Origin of the sequence: Kitasatospora aureofaciens (assembly GCF_019192735.1) — a bacterium.
GTDB lineage: Bacteria > Actinomycetota > Actinomycetes > Streptomycetales > Streptomycetaceae > Kitasatospora > Kitasatospora aureofaciens_A.
On the sequence record NZ_JAHTKP010000036.1, the window covers coordinates 34,445 to 55,512 of the forward strand.

Below are 21,068 nucleotides of genomic sequence, written 5' to 3' on the forward strand. Positions count from 1 at the left end.
ACCTGGCACAATGGCTCGATTCGACTCCGATCTCGGGCCGTCCAGATCCTGACCCCGATCTCGGGCCCGATCCCGGCGAAAGGCAGGGGCGTTGACGACCCGACCCGCAGCGGCACCGCGCATCCACCCGGCAGTCGCGCCCGACCGCACCCGCTGGTCGACGGTCACGCCGGAACGCCGGGTCCTCGGGGTGGTCCACAACATCACCTCGGCGACCCGGCTGCTCGACCTGCTCGCAGTCTTCGGCCCCGACCACCGGGTGGAAGTCGTGTTCAGCTGCACCGGCTCCTCGGCCCTGGATGCGGGCACCTCGGAATTCCTGCGCGCGCACGGAATGACGGAAATGCCCTGGGACGACGCGAAGGAATTCCCGTTCGATCTCGCGATCGCGACGAATCGCGGCGGCGATCTGCAGAATCTCCGCGCACCCCTGATCGGGGCCCCGCACGGCGCCGGATACAATAAAATACTGCGCCGGGAGCCGGGAGCCGGGAGCCGGGAGCCGGGAGCCGGGAGCCGGGAGCCGGGAGCCGGGAGCCGGGAGCCGGGAGCCGGGAGCCGGGAGCCGGGAGCCTTCGGCCTGACGGCCGAGTGGCTGATGCACGACGGGGCCGTCATACCCGCCGCCGTCCTGCTGTCCCATCAGGAACAGGCCGAACGACTGCGAACCGGCTGCCCGGAGGCGTTGCCCGTCAGCGCGCTGGTGGGTGATCCCTGCATCGACCAGCTCCGCGCGAGCGCCCCGCTCCGGGCCGCCTACCGGAAGGCCTTCGGCGTCCGGCCGGACCAGAAACTGGTGGTGGCGTCCTCCACCTGGGGCCCACAGTCCCTGCTCGGACATTCCGGCGCCGATTCCCTGCGCCGCATTCTGGCCGAATTGCCGGCCGATGAATACCGGGTCGCCGCCGCCGTCCATCCGAATGCCTGGTACGCCCACGGGGCGTGGCAGATGCACCGCTGGCTCGCCGATCTCCTCGATTCCGGCCTGATTCTCCCGGCACCGGAAACGGAGGCCTGGAAGGCCGCCCTGGTAGCCGCCGACCACCTCGTCGGCGACCACGGCTCGGTCACGCTCTACGGCGTCGCGCTCGGGATTCCGGCCGTGCTCGGATCGTTCGCCGACGACACCGTCGCCCCCGGCTCCCCCATGGAACAGCTGGGGAAGCTGATCCCGCGGCTCTCCGCGTGGGACGCCGTCGGCCCGCAGCTGGAGCGGGCGGCCGAGGCACAGCGCACCGACCCGGCGCTCGCGGAGCTGGGCGCACAGGTCACGTCCGTCCCCGGCGAGTCGGCCGCCCGGCTGCGCGCGCTGTTCTACCGCCACCTCGGGCTGACCGAGCCGGACCACCCCGCCGCGACCAGCGTCGTCCCGGTCCCGGATCTGCCCGAGGTCCGGCCCACGCTGGTGCCGGCGATGCTGGTCGCCACCGAGGACGGCCCGAGCGTCCGGGTCCGCCGCTACCCGGCCCGGCTGCAGCGCTCTCAGCGCAAGCACCTCGGCCCGGACACCCACCTGGCCGCCGACCACGCCGAGCCGGACAACGGCTTCCGGCGGTCGGCGGACGTCCTGCTGGTGCCCGCCGACCGGCTCGACCCGTCGGCCGAGCCTCGGTGGGAGCAGTGGGGCCGGGGCGTGCCCGGCTGCGCACTGATCGCCGTCGAGCAGCCGGACGACGGCTGCCTCGCTCTGCTCCCGGACGGACGGCGGTTCGCGGCTGTCTGGCAACAGCGCCCCGCCTGGGCGGAGTTCGGCCTCGCGGCCGCCGTCGTGCACCAGCAGCTCCGCGACACCGCGCCGTCGGCCGCCCACACGGTGACGGTGGCCGCCGGCTCCGGACAGCCGACCGGCCTCCTCACCGTCCGCCCCTACTCGCCGTCCGCCGACGAGCCGTTCACCAACGAGCCGTCCGACCCCGCCGACAGCCGGGCCTCGACCTCGGCGGCCAGCGGGCTGCCGGTCTCGTCGTAGAGTGCGAGAGCCGCCGTCCAGTCGGCGACCGCCGACGCCCGCTCCCCCAAGTCCCGCGAGAGGTCGCCGCGTTGGCGCAGGATTCCGGCACGCTGGTAGGACCTGCCCTCCGCCGGCATCGCGTCCAGGGCCTCGGTGAACAACGTCAGGGCGTCCGCCGGCAGCGACGCGGCGACACGGTCCTCGGCCAGCCTGGTCAGGCTGCGGGCCACGTTGTACTGGTCACCGAACCCGGCGAACCGGGCACCGGCCTCCCGGAGTTCGCGTTCGGCGTCCTCGTGCCGGCCGAGCGCGGTCAGCACGCGCCCGCGGTGGTAGCCGAGGAGGGCCCGGCCACGCCGGTGGTCGATTCCGTCGAGCGCGGTGAGCGCCCGGTCCAGGAGGTCCAGGGCGTCCCCGGCCGCGCCCTCGCGGAGGCTGAGCAACCCGAGCGCTTCGAGCGCCGAGGACACGGTCCGCCGATGCCCCTCGGTTTCCTCTCCCCGCGCGATGATCAGCGCCGCATCGAGGTGCTCACGCGCCTGACGCGGGTCGTCCTCGTCGGTGTCGTAGCGGTCGAGGAGGGCGAAACCGAACTCGTAGTGCATCCGGGCCAGCGCGAGCGGATCGGTGACCTCCGCCGCGGAGGCGACCCCGAAGGTCAGCGCCTTGATCCAGTCGGCGTGGTGGCCGCCCTGCAGGCAGTGGGTCCACAGGCCCTGGCAGATCCGCCACGCCAGGTCGTGCCGCCCGGTTCGGCTCGCCGTCTCGACGGCGGCCACCAGGCTGTCGCGGTGCCGTTCCACGACGTCGGTGCCGGGCACCTCGGCCAGTCGCCGGTAGGCGCCGGCGGGGTCGTGGCGCCAGCGACCGGACCGCCGCGCCTCGCCGCTCTCCGCGATGGCGGTGTAGTGCGTCAGGATCCGGTCCAGCGCCGCTTCGCGCTCCTCGGTGTGCTCCGGCCGGGCGGCGATGCTCCAGGCGTGCTCGTGCACCACGCCGTTCATCAGATAGAAGCCCTGGGCGCGCCGGTCCAGCAGGTTCGCCATCAGGAGCGCGTTCACAGTGCGGCCGAGAGACCCAGCGGTGCCGACCGCTCCGGCGGTGCCGAGCAGCGCCCTGATGGCGTCCGCGTCCAGCAGGAGCGTCGGATGCAGGCCCAGCAGCCGGTAGGCGCGGGCGCCGTCGGCGTCCAGGCTGCGGTACATCGCGTCGAGCATCCGTGGGAGGGAGATGTCGTCCGGCACGTCCAGGGCCTCCAGCAGCGAGCCACGGTCCGAGAGTTGCGCGACGAGCTCGGTCAGGGCCTCCGCGCCGAGCGACACCAGCTGGGCGGCGATGATCCGCAGGGCCAGCGGGATGCCGGCGCAGGCGCGGACCAGCGGAAGCCGGGCAGCCCTGCTCTGCTCGCCCAGGCGGGCGACGCGGGCGAGCAGGTCGTCGCTGTCGGCCTCGTCCAGCGGGTCGAGGGCGAACTGGGCCACGTCGAGCGCGCCGACCAGCCCGCTCAGTCGCGCCCTGCTGGTGATCAGGACGACGCTGTCGGCCGAGCCCGGCAGCAGCGGCCTGACCTGGGCCTCCGTGGCCGCGCCGTCGATGAACACCAGCACCGGGAGGTTCGCGGTCCGGGCACGGAAGTACGCCGAGAGGGCCGCCGCCCCGGACGGCCGGTCGTCCTTCGGCGCCCTGAGCTGGTCGAGCCAGCGTTCCAGGATCGCCGTGACGTCCGTGAACCCCGAGCCGAGCGAGGCCCGCAGGTGCTTCTCCGGCAGCTCGTCCTTCCGCGTCACCACCCACTGGTCCGCAGCCGCCGTGGTCCCCAGGCCCGGGAGGCCGCACAGGAGCAGGCGGGTCGGCACGTGCTCGGCGCGGCACTGGGCGTGGACGGTGTCCATGGCCGCGAACAGCTTCGCGTTGTTGACGTAGTGCCGCGGCAGTTGCGCACCCATCGAGACGTCCGGCTCGTCGGCCTCGGCGGGCGGCGGGAAGTTCAGCGCCTGCCCCATGTACACGTTGCCGTGGATCACGCCGCCGCTGATCAGGTTCTGCACTGCCCCCGCCTCTCCTCACCCCGTCTGCCGCGACCATCCTGGCGGCAACGCGGGGTGGGCTCAAGCATGCGGTGGACCGGCGGGGCGGGCACTGTCACACTGCTGCTGTGACAGCGTGAGTGTGCCAGTGCGGGAGGCGGCGGATGGGGGAGCACGGGACTGTGGCGGACGATGTGCGGTCGAACGATGTGCGGTCGGACGATATCCCGCTGGCCGATATGCGGCTGGACGATCTTCGGCTGACGGTGGACGAGTTGGCGGCGCGCGCCGGGGTGACGGTGCGGACGGTGCGGTTCTACGGCACGAAGGGGCTGCTGCCACCGCCGGAGTTGGGGCCGCGGCGGGTGGGGCTGTACGGGGCGGCGCACCTGGACCGGCTGGGCCTGATCGAGGAGTTGCAGCGGCAGGGGCTGACGCTGGCGGCGATCGAGCGGTACCTGGCACGGCTGCCGGAGGACAGTACGCCGCTGGACCTGGCAATCCACCGCGCACTGGTGGCGTCGTGGACGCCGGAGGCGGTGGAGGAACTGGAGCGGGCGCAGCTGGAGCGGCGGGCCGGGCGGGGGCTGTCCGAGGAGCAGGTGGAGCGGCTGGCGGCGATGGGGGCGCTGGAGCGGACGGGGGACCCGGACGTGTTCCGGGTGGATCCGGGGCTGCTGCCGCTGGGGGTGCGGATCCTGGACGTGCCGATTCCGTTGGAGACGCTGCTGGCGGCCCGGGCGGTGGTGCTGGAGCACAGCCGGGCGACGGCGCAGGAGTTGCAGCGGCTGTTCCGGGAGACGGTGTGGAAGCCGTACCGGGAGAGTGCGCCGGCGCCGGAGGAGCTGGCGCGGATGAAGGCGTTGACGGACCACATCCAGCCGATGGCGGCGCAGGCGCTGGTGACGGCGTTCCAGCGGTCCCTGCGGGAGGAGTTGGGTGAGGCCGTACGCGATACGGCCCCACCCGAATGAGAACCCGCCGGCCGGTTTGAGGACCCGCCAAGCGGCCTGAGAACCCGTCAGTCGGTAAACGGACTCAGTCGGTGAAGGTCCGCCCCTCCGCCGCGACCCGCTCCAGCAGCGCGGGCGGCGCGAACCGCTCGCCGTACGCGGCGGCGAGTTCGCGGGCGCGGGCCGCGAAGCCGGCCGGGCCGCCCTCGTAACCGTTGATGTACTGGAACACGCCGCCGGTCCAGGCCGGGAAGCCGATGCCGAGGATCGAGCCCACGTTGGCGTCGGCGACGGAGGTCAGGACGCCCTCCTCCAGGCAGCGCACCGAGTCCAGGGCCTCGCTGAACAGCATGCGCTCCTTGAGGTCCTCGAAGGGCACGGTGACGTCCCCCCGCGTGAAGTGCTCGCGCAGCCCCGGCCAGAGCCGCCCGCGCTTGCCGTCCTCGCCGTACTCGTAGAAGCCGGCGCCGCCGTTGCGGCCGGGGCGGCCGAACTTGTCGACCATACGGTCGACCACCGCGTCGGCCGGGTGGGGCGTCCAGGTGCCGCCGGCCGCCTCGGCGGCGCGGCGGTACTCGTCGCGGATCTTGCGGGGCAGGGTGAGGGTCAGCTCGTCCATCAGCGACAGCACCTTGGCGGGGTAGCCGGCCTGGGCGGCGGCCTGCTCGATGCTGGCGGGGTCGATGCCCTCGCCGACCATGGCCACGCCTTCGTTGAGGAACTGGCCGATCACCCGGGAGGTGAAGAAGCCCCGCGAGTCGTTGACGACGATCGGCGTCCGGTCGATCTGGCGGACCAGGTCGAAGGCGCGGGCCAGGGCCTCGTCGCCGGTCTGCGGGCCGCGGATGATCTCCACCAGGCGCATCTTGTCCACCGGCGAGAAGAAGTGCAGGCCGATGAAGTCGCCCGTCCGCCGGACGCCTTCGGCGAGCAGGCCGATGGGCAGGGTGGAGGTGTTGGAGCAGAGCAGCGCGTCGGGGGCGACGACGCCCTCGATCTCCTGGAACACCTTGTGCTTGAGCTCGGTGTTCTCGAACACGGCCTCGATCACCGCGTCGCAGCCGGCCAGGTCGGCGGGGTCGGCGGTGGGAGTGATCCGGGCGAGCAGTTCGTCGCGCTGGGCCTCCGTGGAGCGGCCGCGGGCGACGGCCTTGTCCAGCAGCCCCGCGGAGTAGGCCTTGCCGCGCTCGGCGGCCTCGACGCTGACGTCCTTGAGCACAACCTCGATGCCGGCCTTGGCGCACGTGTAGGCGATGCCCGCGCCCATCATGCCGGCGCCGAGCACGGCGACCCTGCGGACCGTCCGCTTCTCGACGTCCTTCGGGCGGCCGGCACCGGAGTTGACGGCCTGCATGTCGAAGAACAGGGCCTGGATCATGTTCTTGCTGGTCTGCCCGCAGGCCAGCTCGGTGAAGTAGCGGGCCTCGATCACCATCGCCGTGTCGATGTCGACCTGGGCGCTCTCGACGGCCGCGGCGAGGATGTTGCGCGGGGCCGGGTAGGGCGCGCCGGCCAGCTGCTTGCGCAGGTTGGCCGGGAAGGCGGGCAGGTTGGCGGCGAACGCCGGGGTCGACGGCGTACCGCCCGGGATCTTGTACCCCTTGACGTCCCAGGGCTGGACGGCGGTCGGGTTGGCCTCGATCCAGGCCCGCGCCCTCGCCGTCAACTCCTCGGGCGCGCCCACGAGTTCGTGGACGATGCCGTGCTCCAGCGCCTGCGCCGGACGGTACTGGCGGCCCTGCAGCAGCAGCTTCAGCAGGGCGTCGGTGATGCCGAACAGTCGGACCGTACGGACCACCCCGCCGCCGCCCGGCAGCAGGCCGAGGGTGACCTCGGGCAGGCCGATCCGGCTGGCGGGCGTGTCCAGGGCGATCCGATGGTGGCAGGCGAGCGCGAGTTCCAGGCCGCCGCCGAGGGCGCTGCCGTTGACGGCCGCGACGACCGGCTTGCCGAGGGTCTCCAGCTTCCGCAGCGCGCGCTTGAGCCGCATCGACTTCTCGAAGACGGTGGCGGCGTCCTCGGGGCGGGCGGCGGAGAGCATCCGGAGGTCTCCCCCGGCGAAGAAGGTCTTCTTGCCGGAGGTGATGACCACCCCGCGCAGCTCGTCCGAGGCGGCGAGGCCGGCGAGCCGTTCGACGACGGCCTCGAAGTCGGCGGTGAAGGCCTCGTTCATGGTGTTGACGGACTGGGTGGGGTCGTCGAGGACGAGGGTGACCACGCCGTCCTGGTCCTGCTCCCAGCGGATGGTGGTGGTGTCGCTCATGAGGTCGGGTTCTCCAGGTCTGCCAGGTCTGCCAGGTCTACCAAGGGAGGTGCCGCGCGCAGCGCGTCCCAAGAAGGGTGGTGGCGGGCGACGGGTGGGCTCACTGCGCTCGGTCAGATGCGCTCGACGACGGTGGCGACGCCCATGCCGCCGCCCACGCACAGGGTGACGAGGCCGTAGCGCAGGTCGCGCCGCTCCAGCTCGTCGATCACGGTGCCGAGCAGCATCGCGCCGGTGGCGCCGAGCGGGTGGCCGAGCGCGATCGCGCCGCCGTTGACGTTCACCTGGTCGTGGCGGAAGCCGAGTTCGCGGATGAAGCGGAGCGCGACCGCCGCGAAGGCTTCGTTGATCTCGACCAGGTCGATGTCGGCGGCGGTGAGCCCGGCCTTGGCCAGGGCCTTGCGGGTGGCCGGCGCGGGGCCGGTGAGCATGATGGTCGGCTCGGAGCCGGAGACGGCGGCGGAGACGATCCGGGCGCGCGGGCGCAGCCCGTACCGCTCGCCGACCTCGCGGTTGCCGATGGCGACCAGCGCGGCGCCGTCCACGATGCCGGAGGAGTTGCCGGCGTGGTGAACGTGGTCGATGGCCTCCACCCAGTGGTACTTCTGCAGGGCGACGGCGTCGAAGCCGCCGGCCTCGCCGATGGCGGCGAAGGACGGCTTGAGACCGGCCAGGGTCTCGACCGTGGTGCCGGGGCGGATGAACTCGTCGCGGTCCAGCACCACGAGGCCGTTGCGGTCGCGGACCGGGACGACCGAGCGGTCGAACAGGCCGTCCGCCTGCGCCTTGGCCGCGCGGGCCTGGGACTCGGCGGCGAAGGCGTCCACGTCGGTGCGGGAGAGGCCCTCGATGGTGGCGATCAGGTCGGCGCCGATGCCCTGCGGGACGAAGTTGGTCTCGTACGAGGTCATCGGGTCCATGGCCCAGGCACCGCCGTCGGAGCCCATCTTGACCCGGGACATCGACTCGACGCCGCCGGCCAGGATCAGGTCCTCCCAGCCCGAACGGACCTTGGCGGCGGCCAGGTTGACGGCCTCCAGGCCGGAGGCGCAGAAGCGGTTCTCCTGCACGCCGGCGACGGTGTCGGGCAGGCCGGCCGCGATCGCGGCGATCCGGGCGATGTCGGAGCCCTGGTCGCCGATCGGGCTGACCACGCCGAGCACGATGTCGTCCACCGCGGCCGGGTCCAGGTCGGGGAGGCGGCGGCGCAGTTCGTGGATCAGACCGACGACCAGGTCGATCGGCTTGGTGCCGTGCAGCGAGCCGGTGGCCTTGCCCCGGCCGCGCGGGGTGCGGATCGCGTCGTAGACGTACGCTTCGGTGGTCACGGTGGAAACGCCTTTCAGGGCAAGGGGGTTCAACCTTCAGGGGCCCGGTTTCAGGAGCCGGGGTTCAGCCGAGGATGGAGCGGCCCACGATCTCCTTCATGATCTCGGTGGTGCCGCCGTAGATGGTCTGGATGCGCCCGTCGGTGAACGCCCGGGCGACCGGGAACTCGCTCATGTACCCGTACCCGCCGTGCAGTTGGAGGCAGCGGTCGGCGGTGCGCTTCTGCAGTTCGGTGGCCCACCACTTGGCCATCGAGGCGTCGGCCGGGGTGAGCGCGTAGCGGTTGTGCTCGGTGATGCAGCGGTCGACGAAGGCCCGGGTGACGGCGCACTCGGTGGCGAGTTCGGCGATCTCGAAGCGGACGTGCTGGAGCTTGGCCAGCGGACGGCCGAAGGCCTCGCGCCGCTTGACGTAGTCGGTGGTGATCTCGACCAGGTACTCGGCCCCGGCGATCGCGGCGACGGCGATCGCCAGCCGCTCCTGGGCGAGGTTCTGCATCAGGTGGACGAACCCGCCGTTGAGTTCGCCGAGCAGGTTCTCCTTCGGCACCCGGACGTCCTCGAAGAACAACTCGGCGGTGTCCTGAGACTTCTGGCCGATCTTGTCCAGGTTGCGGCCCCGCTCGAAGCCGGGCATGCCGCGCTCGACGACCAGCAGGCTCAGGCCGTGCGCGCCGCCCTCGGGGGTGGTGCGGGCGACGACGACGACCAGGTCGGCGAGGATGCCGTTGGAGATGAAGGTCTTGGCGCCGTTGAGCAGGTAGTGGTCGCCCTGGTCGACCGCCTGGGTGCGGATGCCCTGCAGGTCGGAGCCGGTGCCGGGCTCGGTCATCGCGATCGCGGTGATGATCTCGCCGCTGCAGAAGCCGGGCAGCCAGCGGCGCTTCTGCTCGTCGGTGGCGAGCGAGGTGAGGTAGGGGCCGATGATGTCGTTGTGCAGGCCGATCGCCAGCCCGGGTGCCCCGGCGCGGGCGAACTCCTCGGCCAGTACGGCCGCGTGGCGGAAGTCCGGGGCGCCGCCACCGCCGTACTCCTCGGGCACGGCCATGCCGAGCAGGCCCTGGCGGCCGGCCGCGAGCCAGGCGGAGCGGTCGACGATGCCCGCCTTCTCCCAGCGGTCGTAATGCGGCAGCACCTCCTTGGCGAGGAAGGCCCGCACGGTGTCCCGGAAGTCGTCGTGCTGCTCGGTGAAGATGTCGCGCTGCAACGCTACGCTCCTTGTTCTTCCTGGGAGTTCTGGGAGTTCTGGGAGTTCTGGGAGTTCTGGGAGGCTTGGGAGGCTTGGGAGGTATGGGAAGCCTGGGAGTCGAGGGACGGCACGGCCCAGTCCCGCGCCACCTCGGCGGTGTGCGCGCCAGGCCGGGCCGGCGGGCGGCGCAGCGAGCCGGGGGTGGTGGAGAACCGCGGGGCGGGCGCGGGCTGGGTGACACCGTCCGCCTCGACGTACGTGCCACGCGCCACCAGGTGTTCGTCCGCCGTTGATTGACGCATCGTCAACACAGGCTCCACGCAGGCGTCGGAGCCGGCGAAGACGGCCTCCCACTCGGCCCGGGTGCGGGTCGCGAAGCGGTCGGCGATCAGGGCGCGCAGTTCGGGCCAGCGGGCGAGGTCGTACTGGCCGGGCGCGTCCGGTCCGAGGCCGAGCAGGCGGGCGAACTCGGCGTAGAACTGCGGCTCCAGGGCGCCGACGGCGAGGTGCCCGCCGTCCGCCGTCCGGTAGATCGCGTAGAAGGGGGCGCCCCCGTCCAGCAGGTTCACGCCCCGGCGGTCCTGCCAGTGGCCGGCCGCGAGCAGCCCCCACAGCATGCTGCCCAGGTGCGCCGCGCCGTCCACGATCGCGGCGTCGACGACCTGCCCGGTGCCGGTGGCCCGAGCGTGGTGCAGCGCGGCGAGCAGCCCGACGACCAGGTAGAGCGAGCCGCCCGCGTAGTCGCCCAGCAGGTTGGCCGGGATCCCCGGCGCCTCCCCGGGCCCGCCGGGCGCCGCGACCAGCCCGAGTACACCGGCCACCGCCGCGTACCCGATGTCGTGCCCCGCCTGCGCGGAACGCGGCCCCTGCTGCCCCCACCCGGTCATCCGGCCGTACACCAGCGCCGGATTGCGCCCGAGGCACACGTCCGGCCCGACCCCGAGCCGCTCGGCAACACCGGGCCGGTACCCCTCGATCAGCAGATCGGCGCGCTCCACCAGATCGAGCACCCGTCCCGGCCCGTCCGGGGACTTGAGGTCGATCAGCACCGAGCGCTTGCTGCGATTGGTGACGTCGTACGCCGGGTCGATCCCGAGCGGCGACGGATCGGGCCGGTCCACCCGCACCACGTCCGCCCCGAGATCGGCGAGCAGCATCGCCGCGAACGGCCCGGGCCCGATCCCCGCGAGCTCGACCACCCGCACACCCGCCAACGGCCCGGGGCCCGGGGCCGGTGGACTGCTTGTGTCACGCACTGGCTGCAGAACCCTTCGGGGTTTGACAGTAAAGCTGTAACACTCGCGATGATAGAGAAGCGACCCGCCGGTAACAAGACCTCCGCCCCTCACCCCGCCCGACCCGATTCTGCAGGTGCCCCGGAAGGCGTAATGGCCTATTGTGCGATAGGCCTATTACGGACGACGCCGGGGGAACCGCCATGACCATCACCGACCGCACCGACCGCACCGACCGCACCGACCGCACCGACCGCACCGACCGCACCGACCGCACCGACCGCACCGACCGCACGATCGTCGCCGACCGCACCGACCGCACGATCGTCGCCGACCGCACGATCGTCGCCGAGACCGAGCGGCTGCTGCTCACCCGGCCTCAGGAGGACGACGTCGAGGCCGTGTTCGCCATCCACGGGGATCCGGAGACCAACCGGTACAACCCGTTCGGGCCGCACCGGGACCGGGCGCAGAGCCGGGGCATGCTGGACGGGTTCCTCGCGCGGTGGGCGGAGGACGGGGTCGGGTACTGCACGGTGGCGACGCGGGAGGAGCCGGGGGTGGTGATCGGGTTCGCGGGGGTGTGCCTCCACACGCTGGACGGCGGGCGGGTGTTCAACCTCTACTACCGGTTCCGGCCGTCCGCCTGGGGGCAGGGGTATGCCGCCGAGGCCGCCCGGGCGGCACTCGCGGAGGCGCTGCCCCGGTTCCCTGACGTGCCGGTGACCGCGCTGATCCGGGCCGACAACGTGCCCTCGCGGCGGCTGGCCGAGCGGCTCGGGCTGGTGCCGGACCCGGACGGCCGGGTCGATCACGAGGAGCGGCTGATCCACCGCATGGCCTAGACCGGAACATGGCCTGACCCGGAAACGCCGCGGATCCCCCTCCGGGGGGAGGGTGATCGTTTCCTGGGCCGACGTGCCGGCCCGGGGCGCGGCGGGACCGTAGGGGCATGAGACGCAAGGACGATGTGGTGCGGGGGGCGGCGGCCGGGGTCGCGATGGCGGCGACGGTGCCCTATCTGACGCTCAAGGTGCTGTGGCTGGCCGGGTGCGAGGTGGGAGTGCGCGACTCGGGGGCGATGGACAAGCTGTGGCTGCTCAACCTGCTCACCTTCGGGATGGACGCGATCGCCCTGGCGCTCGCCCTCGCCTTCGTCCGGCCGTGGGGGTGGCGGGCGCCGGCCGGGCTGGTGGCGTTCCCGATGTGGGTGGCGACCGGGCTGCTCGGGACGATCCTGGTGGCGCTGCCGGTGTCGATGGTGGCCGGGCTGGTGCTCGGGCCGGAGCACCGGACGCCTGAGCAGCCCGCCGACGAGGGCCTGGCTGGCTGGGTGTTCACGCTGGTGTACGGCGGCTTCTCGGTGCAGGGCGTCGCGCTGATCACCGCGTTCGTGCTCTACGCCCGACGGCGCTGGGCGGGCCTGCTGCGCGACCGGATCGGCGACCTGCCGGACTCCCCCACGCGGAACGTGCAGCGCGCGTTCGTCGGCGTTTCCGCGCTGGTCGCGCTGGGTGTCGCGGTGGCCCGGGTGTACTGGGCGGCGGGCGGGACGACCGGGTTGCCGCTGCGCTGGGTCGAGCAGCGCACCCGGGCGGTCGCGACGATGGACGCGGTGACCGCGGTGATGGCGGTGGCCGCGGCGGGGGCGCTGCTGGTGCTGGTGTTCCGGGTCGGGCCGGGGCGGCGGCTGCGGGTACCGCTCGTAGTGGCGTGGACCGCCGCCGGGTCGCTCTTCGCCTGGGGTGCCTGGCAGTTGGTGGCGTTCGGCAGCTCGACGACGGTGCCGGACCTGCCGAGCGCGGTGCCGGGGCTGATGGTCCTGGTGGAGGCCGGGCAGGTGGTGGCCGGGGTGCTGATCCTGGCCGTGGGCGCGATGGCGCTGACCGAACGGGCCGCGGCGGCCGCAGCGGCCGCGCAAGCACTGCCTGCCGTAGAGTCGCGCGGGTGAACACGGGGGCGGGCGGCCGGATGCGGCGTACGGCGGAGGCGCTGGTCGGGCGGCGGGCCCGGCTGCGCTGGGTGCATCTGGTGCTGGGCGGCGCCCTGTTGATGCCGTACTGGCTGCTCTCGCAGGTGATGCTCGGGGCGCTCAACAACAGCCAGAGCCACTCGCAGCAGCTGCTGCTCCAGCTCGCCTCGCTCGGCACCTCGCTGCCGATGGCCGCCGTCACCGCGCTGCTGCCTACCGTCCGGACGCTGGAGAGCGCAGCAGCGCGGGCGTTGTGCGCGCCGGACCGGCCGGACGAGCTGGCCACCGGGCCGGCCCGGTCGTGGGCGGCCAGGCGCCGCGCCGCCGCCTGGTACGTCCTGCACCTCTTCCTCGGCGGGGTGGTCGCCGGGATGACGCTGGCCGGGGCGCCGTTCTCGGTGACGCTGGTGTTCAACTTCGGCGCGGCCCGCGACCTCGCCCAGTACTGGGAAAACCGTTTCCCCGGCTGGATGCTCACCGGTCCCGCCCTCGGCCTTGCCGTCCTGGCCCTGATCGTCGGCACCAACGCCGTCTGCGGCGCCCTGCTCGCCCGCTGGGCGCCCGTCCTGCTCGGCCCCACCCCGGAGGAGCGGCTGGCCGCCGCCGAACGCCGGGCCGTCGTGCTCGCCCAGCGCAACCGGCTGGCCCGCGAACTGCACGACTCGGTCGGGCACGCGCTGAGCGCCGTCGGCATCCAGGCCTCGGCGGCGGCCCGGGTGCTGCGCAGCGACCCCGACTTCGCCGCCGAGGCACTCGCCGCGATCGAGGAGACCGCGCGGGCGGCCGTCGCCGAACTCGACTCCGTACTCGGACTGTTGCGCGAGGAAGACACCGGCGCCCACGGGCCGGCCGGTCCGACGCTCACCGGGCTGGACGACCTGCTGCGCCAGCTCGCCCACACCGGCGTCCGGGTGGAGGCCGACCTCGCCCCCGGCCTGGACCGGCTGCCCGCCGCCGTCTCCCGCGAGGCGTACCGGATCGTCCAGGAGGGCCTCACCAACGTGCTCAGGCACGCCGGGCCGGCGCCTGCCCGACTGCGGGTCGCCCTGGCGGACGGCCGGCTGGACATCGCCCTGACCAACCCACTGGGCCCGGCCCGCCCCAGCCGCCCCGGCGGCGGGCGCGGGCTGCGCGGGGTCGGGGAGCGGGCGGCGGCGCTGCACGGCGGCAGCGAGGCGGGGCCGGCCGAGGACGGGAAGACATGGCGGCTGGCCGTCTGGCTGCCGATCACTGGGGTTCGCACGGGAGGGACACGATGAGCGAGGGCACGAGCATCCGCGTGGTGATCGCGGACGACGAGCGGCTGGTCCGGATGGGCCTGCGGGTGGTGATCGACGCCGAGCCGGACCTCAGCGTGGTCGGCGAGGCGGCCGACGGCGCCGAGGTCGTGCCGCTGGTGCGCGAACTGCGGCCGGACGTGGTGCTCATGGACATCCGGATGCCCGGCATCGACGGCATCCGGGCCACCGAGCAGCTGGTCGGTGGGATGGCCGAGCCGCCGCGGATCCTGGTGGTCACCACCTTCGAGCACGACGACCACGTGTACGACGCGCTGCGGGCGGGCGCGGCCGGGTTCCTGCTGAAGCGGGCGCGGGCGGAGGAGATGGTCCAGGCGGTGCGGCTGGTCGCACGCGGGGACTCGCTGCTCTTCCCGGCCGCCGTCCGCGAGCTCGCGCTGCGGCACGCGCCGGAGAGCGCCGCCCGGGGCGCCGCACCGGACCGCGGGCCGATCGGGCGGCTGACCGAGCGGGAGGGTCAGGTGCTGCGGCTGATGGCCACCGGGCTGAACAACGGGGAGATCGCGCAGCACCTCGTCGTCAGCCAGGAGACGGTCAAGACGCACGTCGGCAGCGTGCTCGCCAAGCTCGGCGCCCGGGACCGCACCCAGGCGGTGATCGCCGCGTACGAGTCGGGGTTCGTGCTCCCGGGGTGAGCCGCAAGGGGCCGGGACGTTCGGGAGGCCTGGGACGCCCGCTGTGCCCGCTGTGCCCGCTGTGCAGGGACGTTTCTTCCGTCCGGCCGCTACCAGCGAGTAGAGTGCGGCATTCCCCTCGACCGTCCGATACCTCCCGTATCGCCTGAAGCGAACTGGTGACCACATGTCAGTCCGGACCCGTCCCGCGCTGTGGTGGCGCATGGGCATCGTGCTCTCGGCGTTCCTCGGGCTGACCCTCGGGACCGCGCCGCTGGTGTACTTCACCGTCCAGAGCAACGTCATCGTGCTCGGCTACTTCATCGGCGCGGTCTACTGGATGACCAAGCGCAGCACCGTGGACGCGCCCGCGCCCCGGCTGCGCGGCGCCGCCACGCTGTACATCATCATCACCGGACTGGTCTCGCACATTCTGCTCCAGCACGGCGCCAGCCCGCTGCCCGGACTGGTCGGCGGGCCGGACCGGCTGGCGCACTGGTCGTCGTTCTTCCTGCACTACGTGACGCCGGTGATGGTGATCATCGACTGGCTGGCGCTCAAGCCGCGCAACGTCTCCGCGTGGAAGGACATCCCGCTCTGGCTGGCCTTCCCGCTCGGGTACGCGGCGATTGTCCTCACCCGTAACGCGCTGTTCACCGACTACCCGACGCCGTACCCGTACTTCTTCTTCGACCCGACGACCAACGGCTACGGCTACGTGTGGGGCCAGATCGCCATGCTGACGGTCGAGTTCATCGTGCTCGCCACGGCCGTGGTCGGCCTGGACCGGCTGGGCACCCTGGTCGCCGGCAAGCTGCGGCCCGCACCCGCCGAGGCCTGACCCCGGCACCCCGCCGGACGGTGCTCGCCCGTTTTCCCGTGCCATCAAAAGGGTTTGCTGTCGATACGACCTCAGGGTGGTCCGACGGGGGCCGGGTGCCGGTGTTCACCGACGACGAGCGGACCGGGCTCAAGGACTCGGCCCTGAGCACGGCCCGCCGGATCCTCACCGAGGACGCGCAGTAGCGAACAAAGCGGTAGCGAACGCGCGGTAGCGGACAAGTGGCAGCGGCTACATCGGATCCACCGCCCGCAGTTCTCCGTCCAGCTCCAGCCACCGCGTCAGGCCCAGGCCGCGCAGGAACGGCAGGTCGTGGCTGCCCACGATCAGCGCGCCCTGGTAGGCGGCGAGCGCCTGGGTGAGCTGGCGGACGCTGGCGAGGTCCAGGTTGTTGGTCGGCTCGTCGAGCAGCAGCAGCTGCGGCGGCGGGTCGGCCAGCAGCAGGGCGGCCAGGGTGGCCCGGAACCGCTCGCCGCCGGAGAGGGTGGCGGCCTGCTGGTCGGCCCGTCCGCCGCGGAACAGGAAGCGGGCGAGCCGGGCGCGGATCGCGTTGTCCCCGGCGGCGGGGGCGAATTGCCTGACGTTCTCCGCGACGGTGAGCCCGTCCTCCAGCAGGTCGAGCCGCTGCGGCAGGTGGCGCAGCGGCACCGGGGTGGTGATCTCGCCCTCCAGCGGGGCGAGTTCTCCCGCGATGGTGCGCAGCAGGGTGGTCTTGCCGGCGCCGTTGCGCCCGACCAGCGCGATCCGCTCGGGGCCGCGCAGGTCGAGGTCGGCGGTGGTGCCGTAGGGCAGCCGGACCTTCTGCAGGGTGAGCACGGTGCGCCCGGCCGGGACGGCGGTGCGGGGGAGGTCGATCCGGATCTCGGCGTCGTCGCGGACCGCCTCCTCGGCGGCGGTGAGCCGCTGCTTGGCCTCCTCCAGCCGGTCGGTGTGCATGCCCTGGAGGCGGCCCGCTGTCTCCTGGCCCTGGCGTTTGAGCTTGCCGGCGACGATGTGCGGATCGTTGCGGGTGATCGAGCGCTTCTTTCCGTAGCTGGCGCTGCGTTCGAGCCGGGTGCGGGCCTCGATGAGGTCCCGTTTCTGGCGGTGGACGTCGGCCTCGGCGTTGCGCAGCAGCCGCTCGGCGGTCTCCTGCTGGGCGGCGATGGTGCGCTCGTACTCGGCGAAGTTGCCGCCGTGCCAGGTGACTTCTCCGTCCCGCAGGTCGGCGATCTGGTCGACGTGCTGGAGCAGTTCCCGGTCGTGGCTGACGATCAGCATGACGCCGTGCCAGCCGGCCACCGTCTCGTAGAGCCGCTCGCGGGCGGCCCGGTCGAGGTTGTTGGTGGGTTCGTCGAGCAGCAGCACGTCGGGGCGGCGCATGAGCAGGGCGGCCAGCCGGAGCAGTACGGCCTCGCCGCCGGAGAGTTCGCCGGTGGTGCGATCGAGGCCGAGGCGGTGCAGGCCGAGCCGGTCGAGGGTGGCGCGGGCGCGCTCCTCGACGTCCCAGTCGTCGCCGACGGCGTCGAAGTGGTGCTGGGCGGTGTCGCCGGACTCGATGGCGTGCAGGGCCTCGCGGGTGGCCCTGATACCGAGCGCCTCGTCCACCCGCAGGCCGGTGTCGAGCGTCAACCCCTGGGGCAGGTAGCCGAGTTCGCCGGCGACCCGGACGGTGCCGCCGGTGGGGGTGAGCTCGCCGGCGATCAGCCGCAGCAGGGTGGACTTACCGGCGCCGTTGAGCCCGATCAGGCCGGTGCGGCCTGGGCCGACGGCGAGGTGGAAACCGTCCAGGACGGGCTTGCCGTCCGGCCATTCGAAGCCGAGGTCGGTGCAGAGGACGGCGGTGGTGGGTTGTGCCATGAAGGGCCTCCCGGGTGGTTGCTGGTGAGAAAGGGGAGCAACACGGGGAGACACCGCGGGTGCGGATCGGCACGGCTGAAGGGGATGCCAAGAGGGCTCACCACGGGGGCCGTGACTGAGGTCGCACACTCGCACGCCGCACGGCGGTGGGCCTGCGCGGCGGGGCGGTGTCCCGGGACCTCAGTAGAGCAACGGCCTTCTCCTGTTCCGGTGGCTGGCCCGACCGACGCTACGGACCTCCCCGAACGTCCGCAACCGAATTTCCGCGCGCCCGAATCAACGTGCTGCCCCCGCCGTCCCCCGTGCGTCGGCGGAGGCAAGGTGCCGATCCGGTGCCGATCCGGTGACAGCCTCGTCCCAGTCGGGGGCGGAGGTAAGGACGCCTTTACCCGGTATGGCAGACTCCCTGCCTGCCATACCTGCGACCCTCCGGGGCCGTACCCGCGGATCGGGCCGTATGGCGCTCATTCACAGGGGGAATTGAACTTATGTCACCGATATCCCGGACGACCCGTGCCGCCCTGGGCGCCTCCGTCGTCGCGCTGACCATGACGCTCGCCACGGCGTGCGGCCCGGACAACAGCGACAGCGCGAACGGGGCGCAGACCGCGGCGCCCACCGCCGCGGCGAGCGACTCCGGCAAGCCGGGCGCCGCGCCGATCAAGCTTCCGACGATCGACGAGATCAAGACGTGGAAGCCCGAGGACTGGCAGAAGTGGGCCCAGGCCAACGTCATCACCCCGGCCGTCAAGGGCTACTGGGACCTGCAGAAGATCCTGAAGGCCAAGCCGGTCAAGCCGAGCCCGGGCAAGCCCACCGGCCAGCCGACCACGGCTCCGACCAGCGCCGCCCCGGCCCCGGCCCAGCCGACCTCCCAGGCCCCGGCCCCGGCCCAGCCGGGAGGCGGCGGGCAGGACGGCGCGGGCGACACCGACCCGAAGCCGACCCCGGTCCAGATGAAGCCGGTCCCGCACCCGTTCGCGAAGAACCTCAACGTCAATGGGAAGCTGTTCTTCTCGGACGAGAAGAACCAGGAGTACGTCTGCTCCGGCACCGTGATCTCCGACCCGGCCAACCCGGGCAAGAGCAACCTGGTGTGGACCGCGAGCCACTGCCTGCACGGCGGCAAGGGCGGCAAGTCGCACACCAACATCATGTTCGCTCCGGCCTTCAACAGCACCGGCGTGCTGAGCGGCGGCAAGCAGGCCACCCTGGCGCAAGCCGAGCCGTTCGGCGAGTGGGGCGCCACCGCCGGCATCGTGTCGCCGACCTGGGCCGGCGAGGCCGACCCGGAGTACGGCGGCTCGTGGAGCGCGTACGACTTCGGCATCATCCGGGTGGCGAACCCGGACGGCAGCGGCAAGTCGCTGGAGGAGACGGTCGGCGGCTCCGTGCCGGTCTGGTTCAACGCCCCGCGTGACCAGATCACCGCGGTCAGCAGCTACGGCTACCCGGCCGGCAAGCCGTTCGACGGCATGGAGCTGGATCACTGCGACGCCCAGAAGCCCGTCAAGTACACCATCGACCCGGCCCGCCCGCCGATGGTGACCACCGGCTGCAACGGCACCGGCGGCGACAGCGGCGGCGGCTGGTTCGCCATGAAGGACGGCAAGCAGATGCTGGTCTCGGACACCTCCATCGGCGGGAACGACAACACCTGGGAGGCCGGTCCCTACCTGGACGACGTGGCGGCCAAGGCGCTGGACTACATCTCCAAGAAGTCGAAGTGATCCTGGAAGACCAAGTGATCCAAGAGGACCAAGTGACACGCTGAGCGCGTGAGCACAAGGGGGCCGTGGCTGAGGAACCAGCCGCGGCCCCCGGCGCTTTTCCGCCGCCCGCCCCTTCCCTCCTACAATCGGGCTCATCATGAGCGCCACACTCGTAGTCAAGGACCTCAGCGCCGGCCACGGCGAACGCACCCTCTTCTCCGGCCTGGACCTGGTCGTCGCCCCCGGCGACGTGATCGGCCTGGTCGGTGTGAACGGCGCCGGCAAGTCGACCCTGCTGCGGCTGCTGGCCGGGCTGGACACCCCCGAGGCGGGCTCGCTGCGGCTCAGCCCGGCGAGCGCCAACGTCGGCCACCTGCCGCAGGAGCCGGAACGGCGCGAGGGCGAGTCGGTCCGCGCCTTCCTGGCCCGCCGGACGGGCGTCGCGGCGGCGCAGGCGGCACTGGACGAGGCCACCGAGGGCCTGGTCGAGGGCCGCCCGGGCGCCGACGACGCGTACGCCACGAGCCTGGACCGCTGGCTGGACCTCGGCGGCGCCGACCTGGAGGAGCGCGCCGAGGAGGTCGCCGACTCGCTCGGCCTGAAGGTCTCGCTCGACCTGCCGATGACGGCGCTGTCCGGCGGCCAGGCCGCCCGGGCCGGCCTCGCCTCGCTGCTGCTCTCCCGCTACGACGTCTTCCTGCTCGACGAGCCCACCAACGACCTCGACCTGGACGGCCTGGAGCGGCTGGAGGCCTTCGTCAAGGGCCTGCGCGCGGGCACCGTGCTGATCAGCCACGACCGCGAGTTCCTGGCCCGGACGGTCACCCGGGTGCTGGAGCTGGACCTGCACCAGCAGCAGGTCAACCTGTACGGCGGCGGCTACGAAGCGTACCTGGAGGAGCGGGCGGTGGCCCGCCGGCACGCCCGCGAGGAGTACGACGACTACGCCGACACCAAGGCCGGGCTGGAGGCCCGGGCCCGGATGCAGCGCGGCTGGATGGAGCACGGCGTGCGCAACGCCCGCCGCAAGTCCTCCGACAACGACAAGATCGGCCGCGCGATGCGCGCCGAGTCCACCGAGAAGCAGGCCTCGAAGGCCCGGCAGACCCAGCGGATGATCGAGCGGCTGGACGTGGTCGAGGAGCCCCGCAAGGAGTGGGAGCTCCGGATGGAGATCGCCACCGCGCCGCGCTCCGGCTCGGTGGTCGCCACCCTGCGCGGGGCCACCGCCCGCCGCGGCGACTTCGCGTTCGGCCCGGTGGACCTGCAGATCGACTGGGCCGACCGGGTCGCGATCACCGGCGCCAACGGCGCGGGCAAGTCCACGCTGCTGGCCGCACTCCTCGGCCGGCTCGAACTCGACGGCGGAGGCGCCACGTTGGGCTCCGGCGTGGTGGTCGGCGAGGTGGACCAGGCGCGCGGTTTGTTCCTGGGCGGGGAGCCGCTGTCGGACGCGTTCGCCGCCGCCGTCCCGGAGCTCACGCCGGAGGAGGTGCGCACCCTGCTGGCCAAGTTCGGCCTGAAGGCGGTGCACGTGATGCGCCCGGCCGCCACCCTCTCCCCCGGCGAGCGCACCCGCGCCGCGCTCGCGCTGCTCCAGGCGCGCGGGGTCAACCTGCTGGTGCTGGACGAGCCCACCAACCACCTGGACCTGCCCGCGATCGAGCAGCTGGAGTCCGCGCTCGCCTCGTACACCGGCACGCTGCTGCTGGTCACCCACGACCGGCGGATGCTGGACGCCGTCACGGTGAACCGGCGCCTGGACGTCCGGGACGGGCGCGTGCACGAGCGGTAGGCGCTGCGCGATTGGTCTCGACCTCTTCCGGTCGGAACCGTCATGTGCTGT

General features: G+C 72.8%; 15 protein-coding genes. 9 read left to right on the top strand and 6 right to left on the bottom strand.

Features of this window, described 5'->3' with window-relative positions; all coding sequences use genetic code 11:
* Nucleotides 1–91 precede the first annotated feature (91 nt).
* Entirely contained in the window at nt 92–1,969 is a 1,878-nt protein-coding gene (locus KV557_RS27895; protein ID WP_218204269.1) for a hypothetical protein, read from the top strand.
* Here KV557_RS27895 and KV557_RS27900 read toward each other — a convergent pair.
* Complete coding sequence (locus KV557_RS27900; RefSeq protein ID WP_218204270.1) at nt 1,867–3,999, bottom strand: hypothetical protein; 2,133 nt, start codon at nt 3,997–3,999, stop codon at nt 1,867–1,869. The genes KV557_RS27895 and KV557_RS27900 overlap by 103 nt on opposite strands.
* 218 nt (nt 4,000–4,217) lie before the next feature.
* Between KV557_RS27900 and KV557_RS27905 the strand changes: the two genes are divergently transcribed.
* A complete protein-coding gene (locus KV557_RS27905) occupies nt 4,218–4,952 on the top strand; it encodes a MerR family transcriptional regulator (protein ID WP_218204315.1) in 735 nt (244 codons plus the stop codon).
* Nucleotides 4,953–5,016: 64 nt separating this feature from the next.
* Here the strand turns inward: KV557_RS27905 and KV557_RS27910 are convergent, their stop codons facing one another.
* The 4 genes from KV557_RS27910 to KV557_RS27925 all read right to left on the bottom strand — a co-directional run bounded on the left by KV557_RS27910 (nt 5,017) and on the right by KV557_RS27925 (nt 10,967).
* Nucleotides 5,017–7,194 (bottom strand): 3-hydroxyacyl-CoA dehydrogenase NAD-binding domain-containing protein, encoded by a 2,178-nt coding sequence (locus KV557_RS27910; RefSeq protein WP_218204271.1) that lies wholly within the window; start codon nt 7,192–7,194, stop codon nt 5,017–5,019.
* A gap of 113 nt (nt 7,195–7,307) precedes the next feature.
* Nucleotides 7,308–8,522, bottom strand: a complete 1,215-nt coding sequence (locus KV557_RS27915) for an acetyl-CoA C-acetyltransferase (protein ID WP_218204272.1) — start codon at nt 8,520–8,522, stop codon at nt 7,308–7,310.
* A 64-nt stretch (nt 8,523–8,586) separates the two neighbouring features.
* On the bottom strand, nt 8,587–9,729 hold the full coding sequence (locus KV557_RS27920) for an acyl-CoA dehydrogenase family protein (RefSeq protein ID WP_218204273.1): 1,143 nt from the start codon (nt 9,727–9,729) through the stop codon (nt 8,587–8,589).
* A gap of 2 nt (nt 9,730–9,731) precedes the next feature.
* Nucleotides 9,732–10,967, bottom strand: a complete 1,236-nt coding sequence (locus KV557_RS27925; RefSeq protein ID WP_218204274.1) for a CaiB/BaiF CoA transferase family protein — start codon at nt 10,965–10,967, stop codon at nt 9,732–9,734.
* Nucleotides 10,968–11,149: 182 nt separating this feature from the next.
* On the opposite strand from KV557_RS27925, the gene KV557_RS27930 reads away from it, so the two are divergent.
* The 5 genes from KV557_RS27930 (at nt 11,150) to KV557_RS27950 (ending at nt 15,671) form a co-directional block, all read left to right on the top strand.
* Nucleotides 11,150–11,791 carry a GNAT family N-acetyltransferase gene (locus tag KV557_RS27930; RefSeq protein WP_218204275.1) on the top strand — a complete coding sequence of 214 codons (642 nt, stop codon included), beginning with the start codon at nt 11,150–11,152 and terminating at the stop codon, nt 11,789–11,791.
* A 107-nt stretch (nt 11,792–11,898) separates the two neighbouring features.
* Nucleotides 11,899–12,897: a hypothetical protein gene (locus KV557_RS27935; RefSeq protein ID WP_218204276.1), complete on the top strand. Its 999-nt coding sequence runs from the start codon at nt 11,899–11,901 to the stop codon at nt 12,895–12,897.
* Complete coding sequence (locus tag KV557_RS27940) at nt 12,894–14,177, top strand: sensor histidine kinase (RefSeq protein ID WP_308130106.1); 1,284 nt, start codon at nt 12,894–12,896, stop codon at nt 14,175–14,177. The genes KV557_RS27935 and KV557_RS27940 overlap by 4 nt, the downstream gene beginning before the upstream one ends.
* Nucleotides 14,174–14,851 carry a response regulator gene (locus KV557_RS27945; RefSeq protein WP_256178044.1) on the top strand — a complete coding sequence of 226 codons (678 nt, stop codon included), beginning with the start codon at nt 14,174–14,176 and terminating at the stop codon, nt 14,849–14,851. The genes KV557_RS27940 and KV557_RS27945 overlap by 4 nt, the downstream gene beginning before the upstream one ends.
* Before the next feature lie 166 nt (nt 14,852–15,017).
* Nucleotides 15,018–15,671 carry a Pr6Pr family membrane protein gene (locus KV557_RS27950; RefSeq protein ID WP_218204278.1) on the top strand — a complete coding sequence of 218 codons (654 nt, stop codon included), beginning with the start codon at nt 15,018–15,020 and terminating at the stop codon, nt 15,669–15,671.
* A 231-nt stretch (nt 15,672–15,902) separates the two neighbouring features.
* On the opposite strand, the gene KV557_RS27955 is transcribed toward KV557_RS27950, so the two are convergent.
* On the bottom strand, nt 15,903–17,510 hold the full coding sequence (locus KV557_RS27955; RefSeq protein ID WP_218204279.1) for an ABC-F family ATP-binding cassette domain-containing protein: 1,608 nt from the start codon (nt 17,508–17,510) through the stop codon (nt 15,903–15,905).
* 488 nt (nt 17,511–17,998) lie between these two features.
* On the opposite strand from KV557_RS27955, the gene KV557_RS27960 reads away from it, so the two are divergent.
* Together KV557_RS27960 and KV557_RS27965 are read left to right on the top strand one after the other, a co-directional pair.
* Nucleotides 17,999–19,240 (top strand): trypsin-like serine peptidase, encoded by a 1,242-nt coding sequence (locus KV557_RS27960; protein WP_218204280.1) that lies wholly within the window; start codon nt 17,999–18,001, stop codon nt 19,238–19,240.
* Nucleotides 19,241–19,379: 139 nt separating this feature from the next.
* Nucleotides 19,380–21,017, top strand: a complete 1,638-nt coding sequence (locus KV557_RS27965) for an ABC-F family ATP-binding cassette domain-containing protein (protein ID WP_218204281.1) — start codon at nt 19,380–19,382, stop codon at nt 21,015–21,017.
* Nucleotides 21,018–21,068 lie beyond the last annotated feature (51 nt).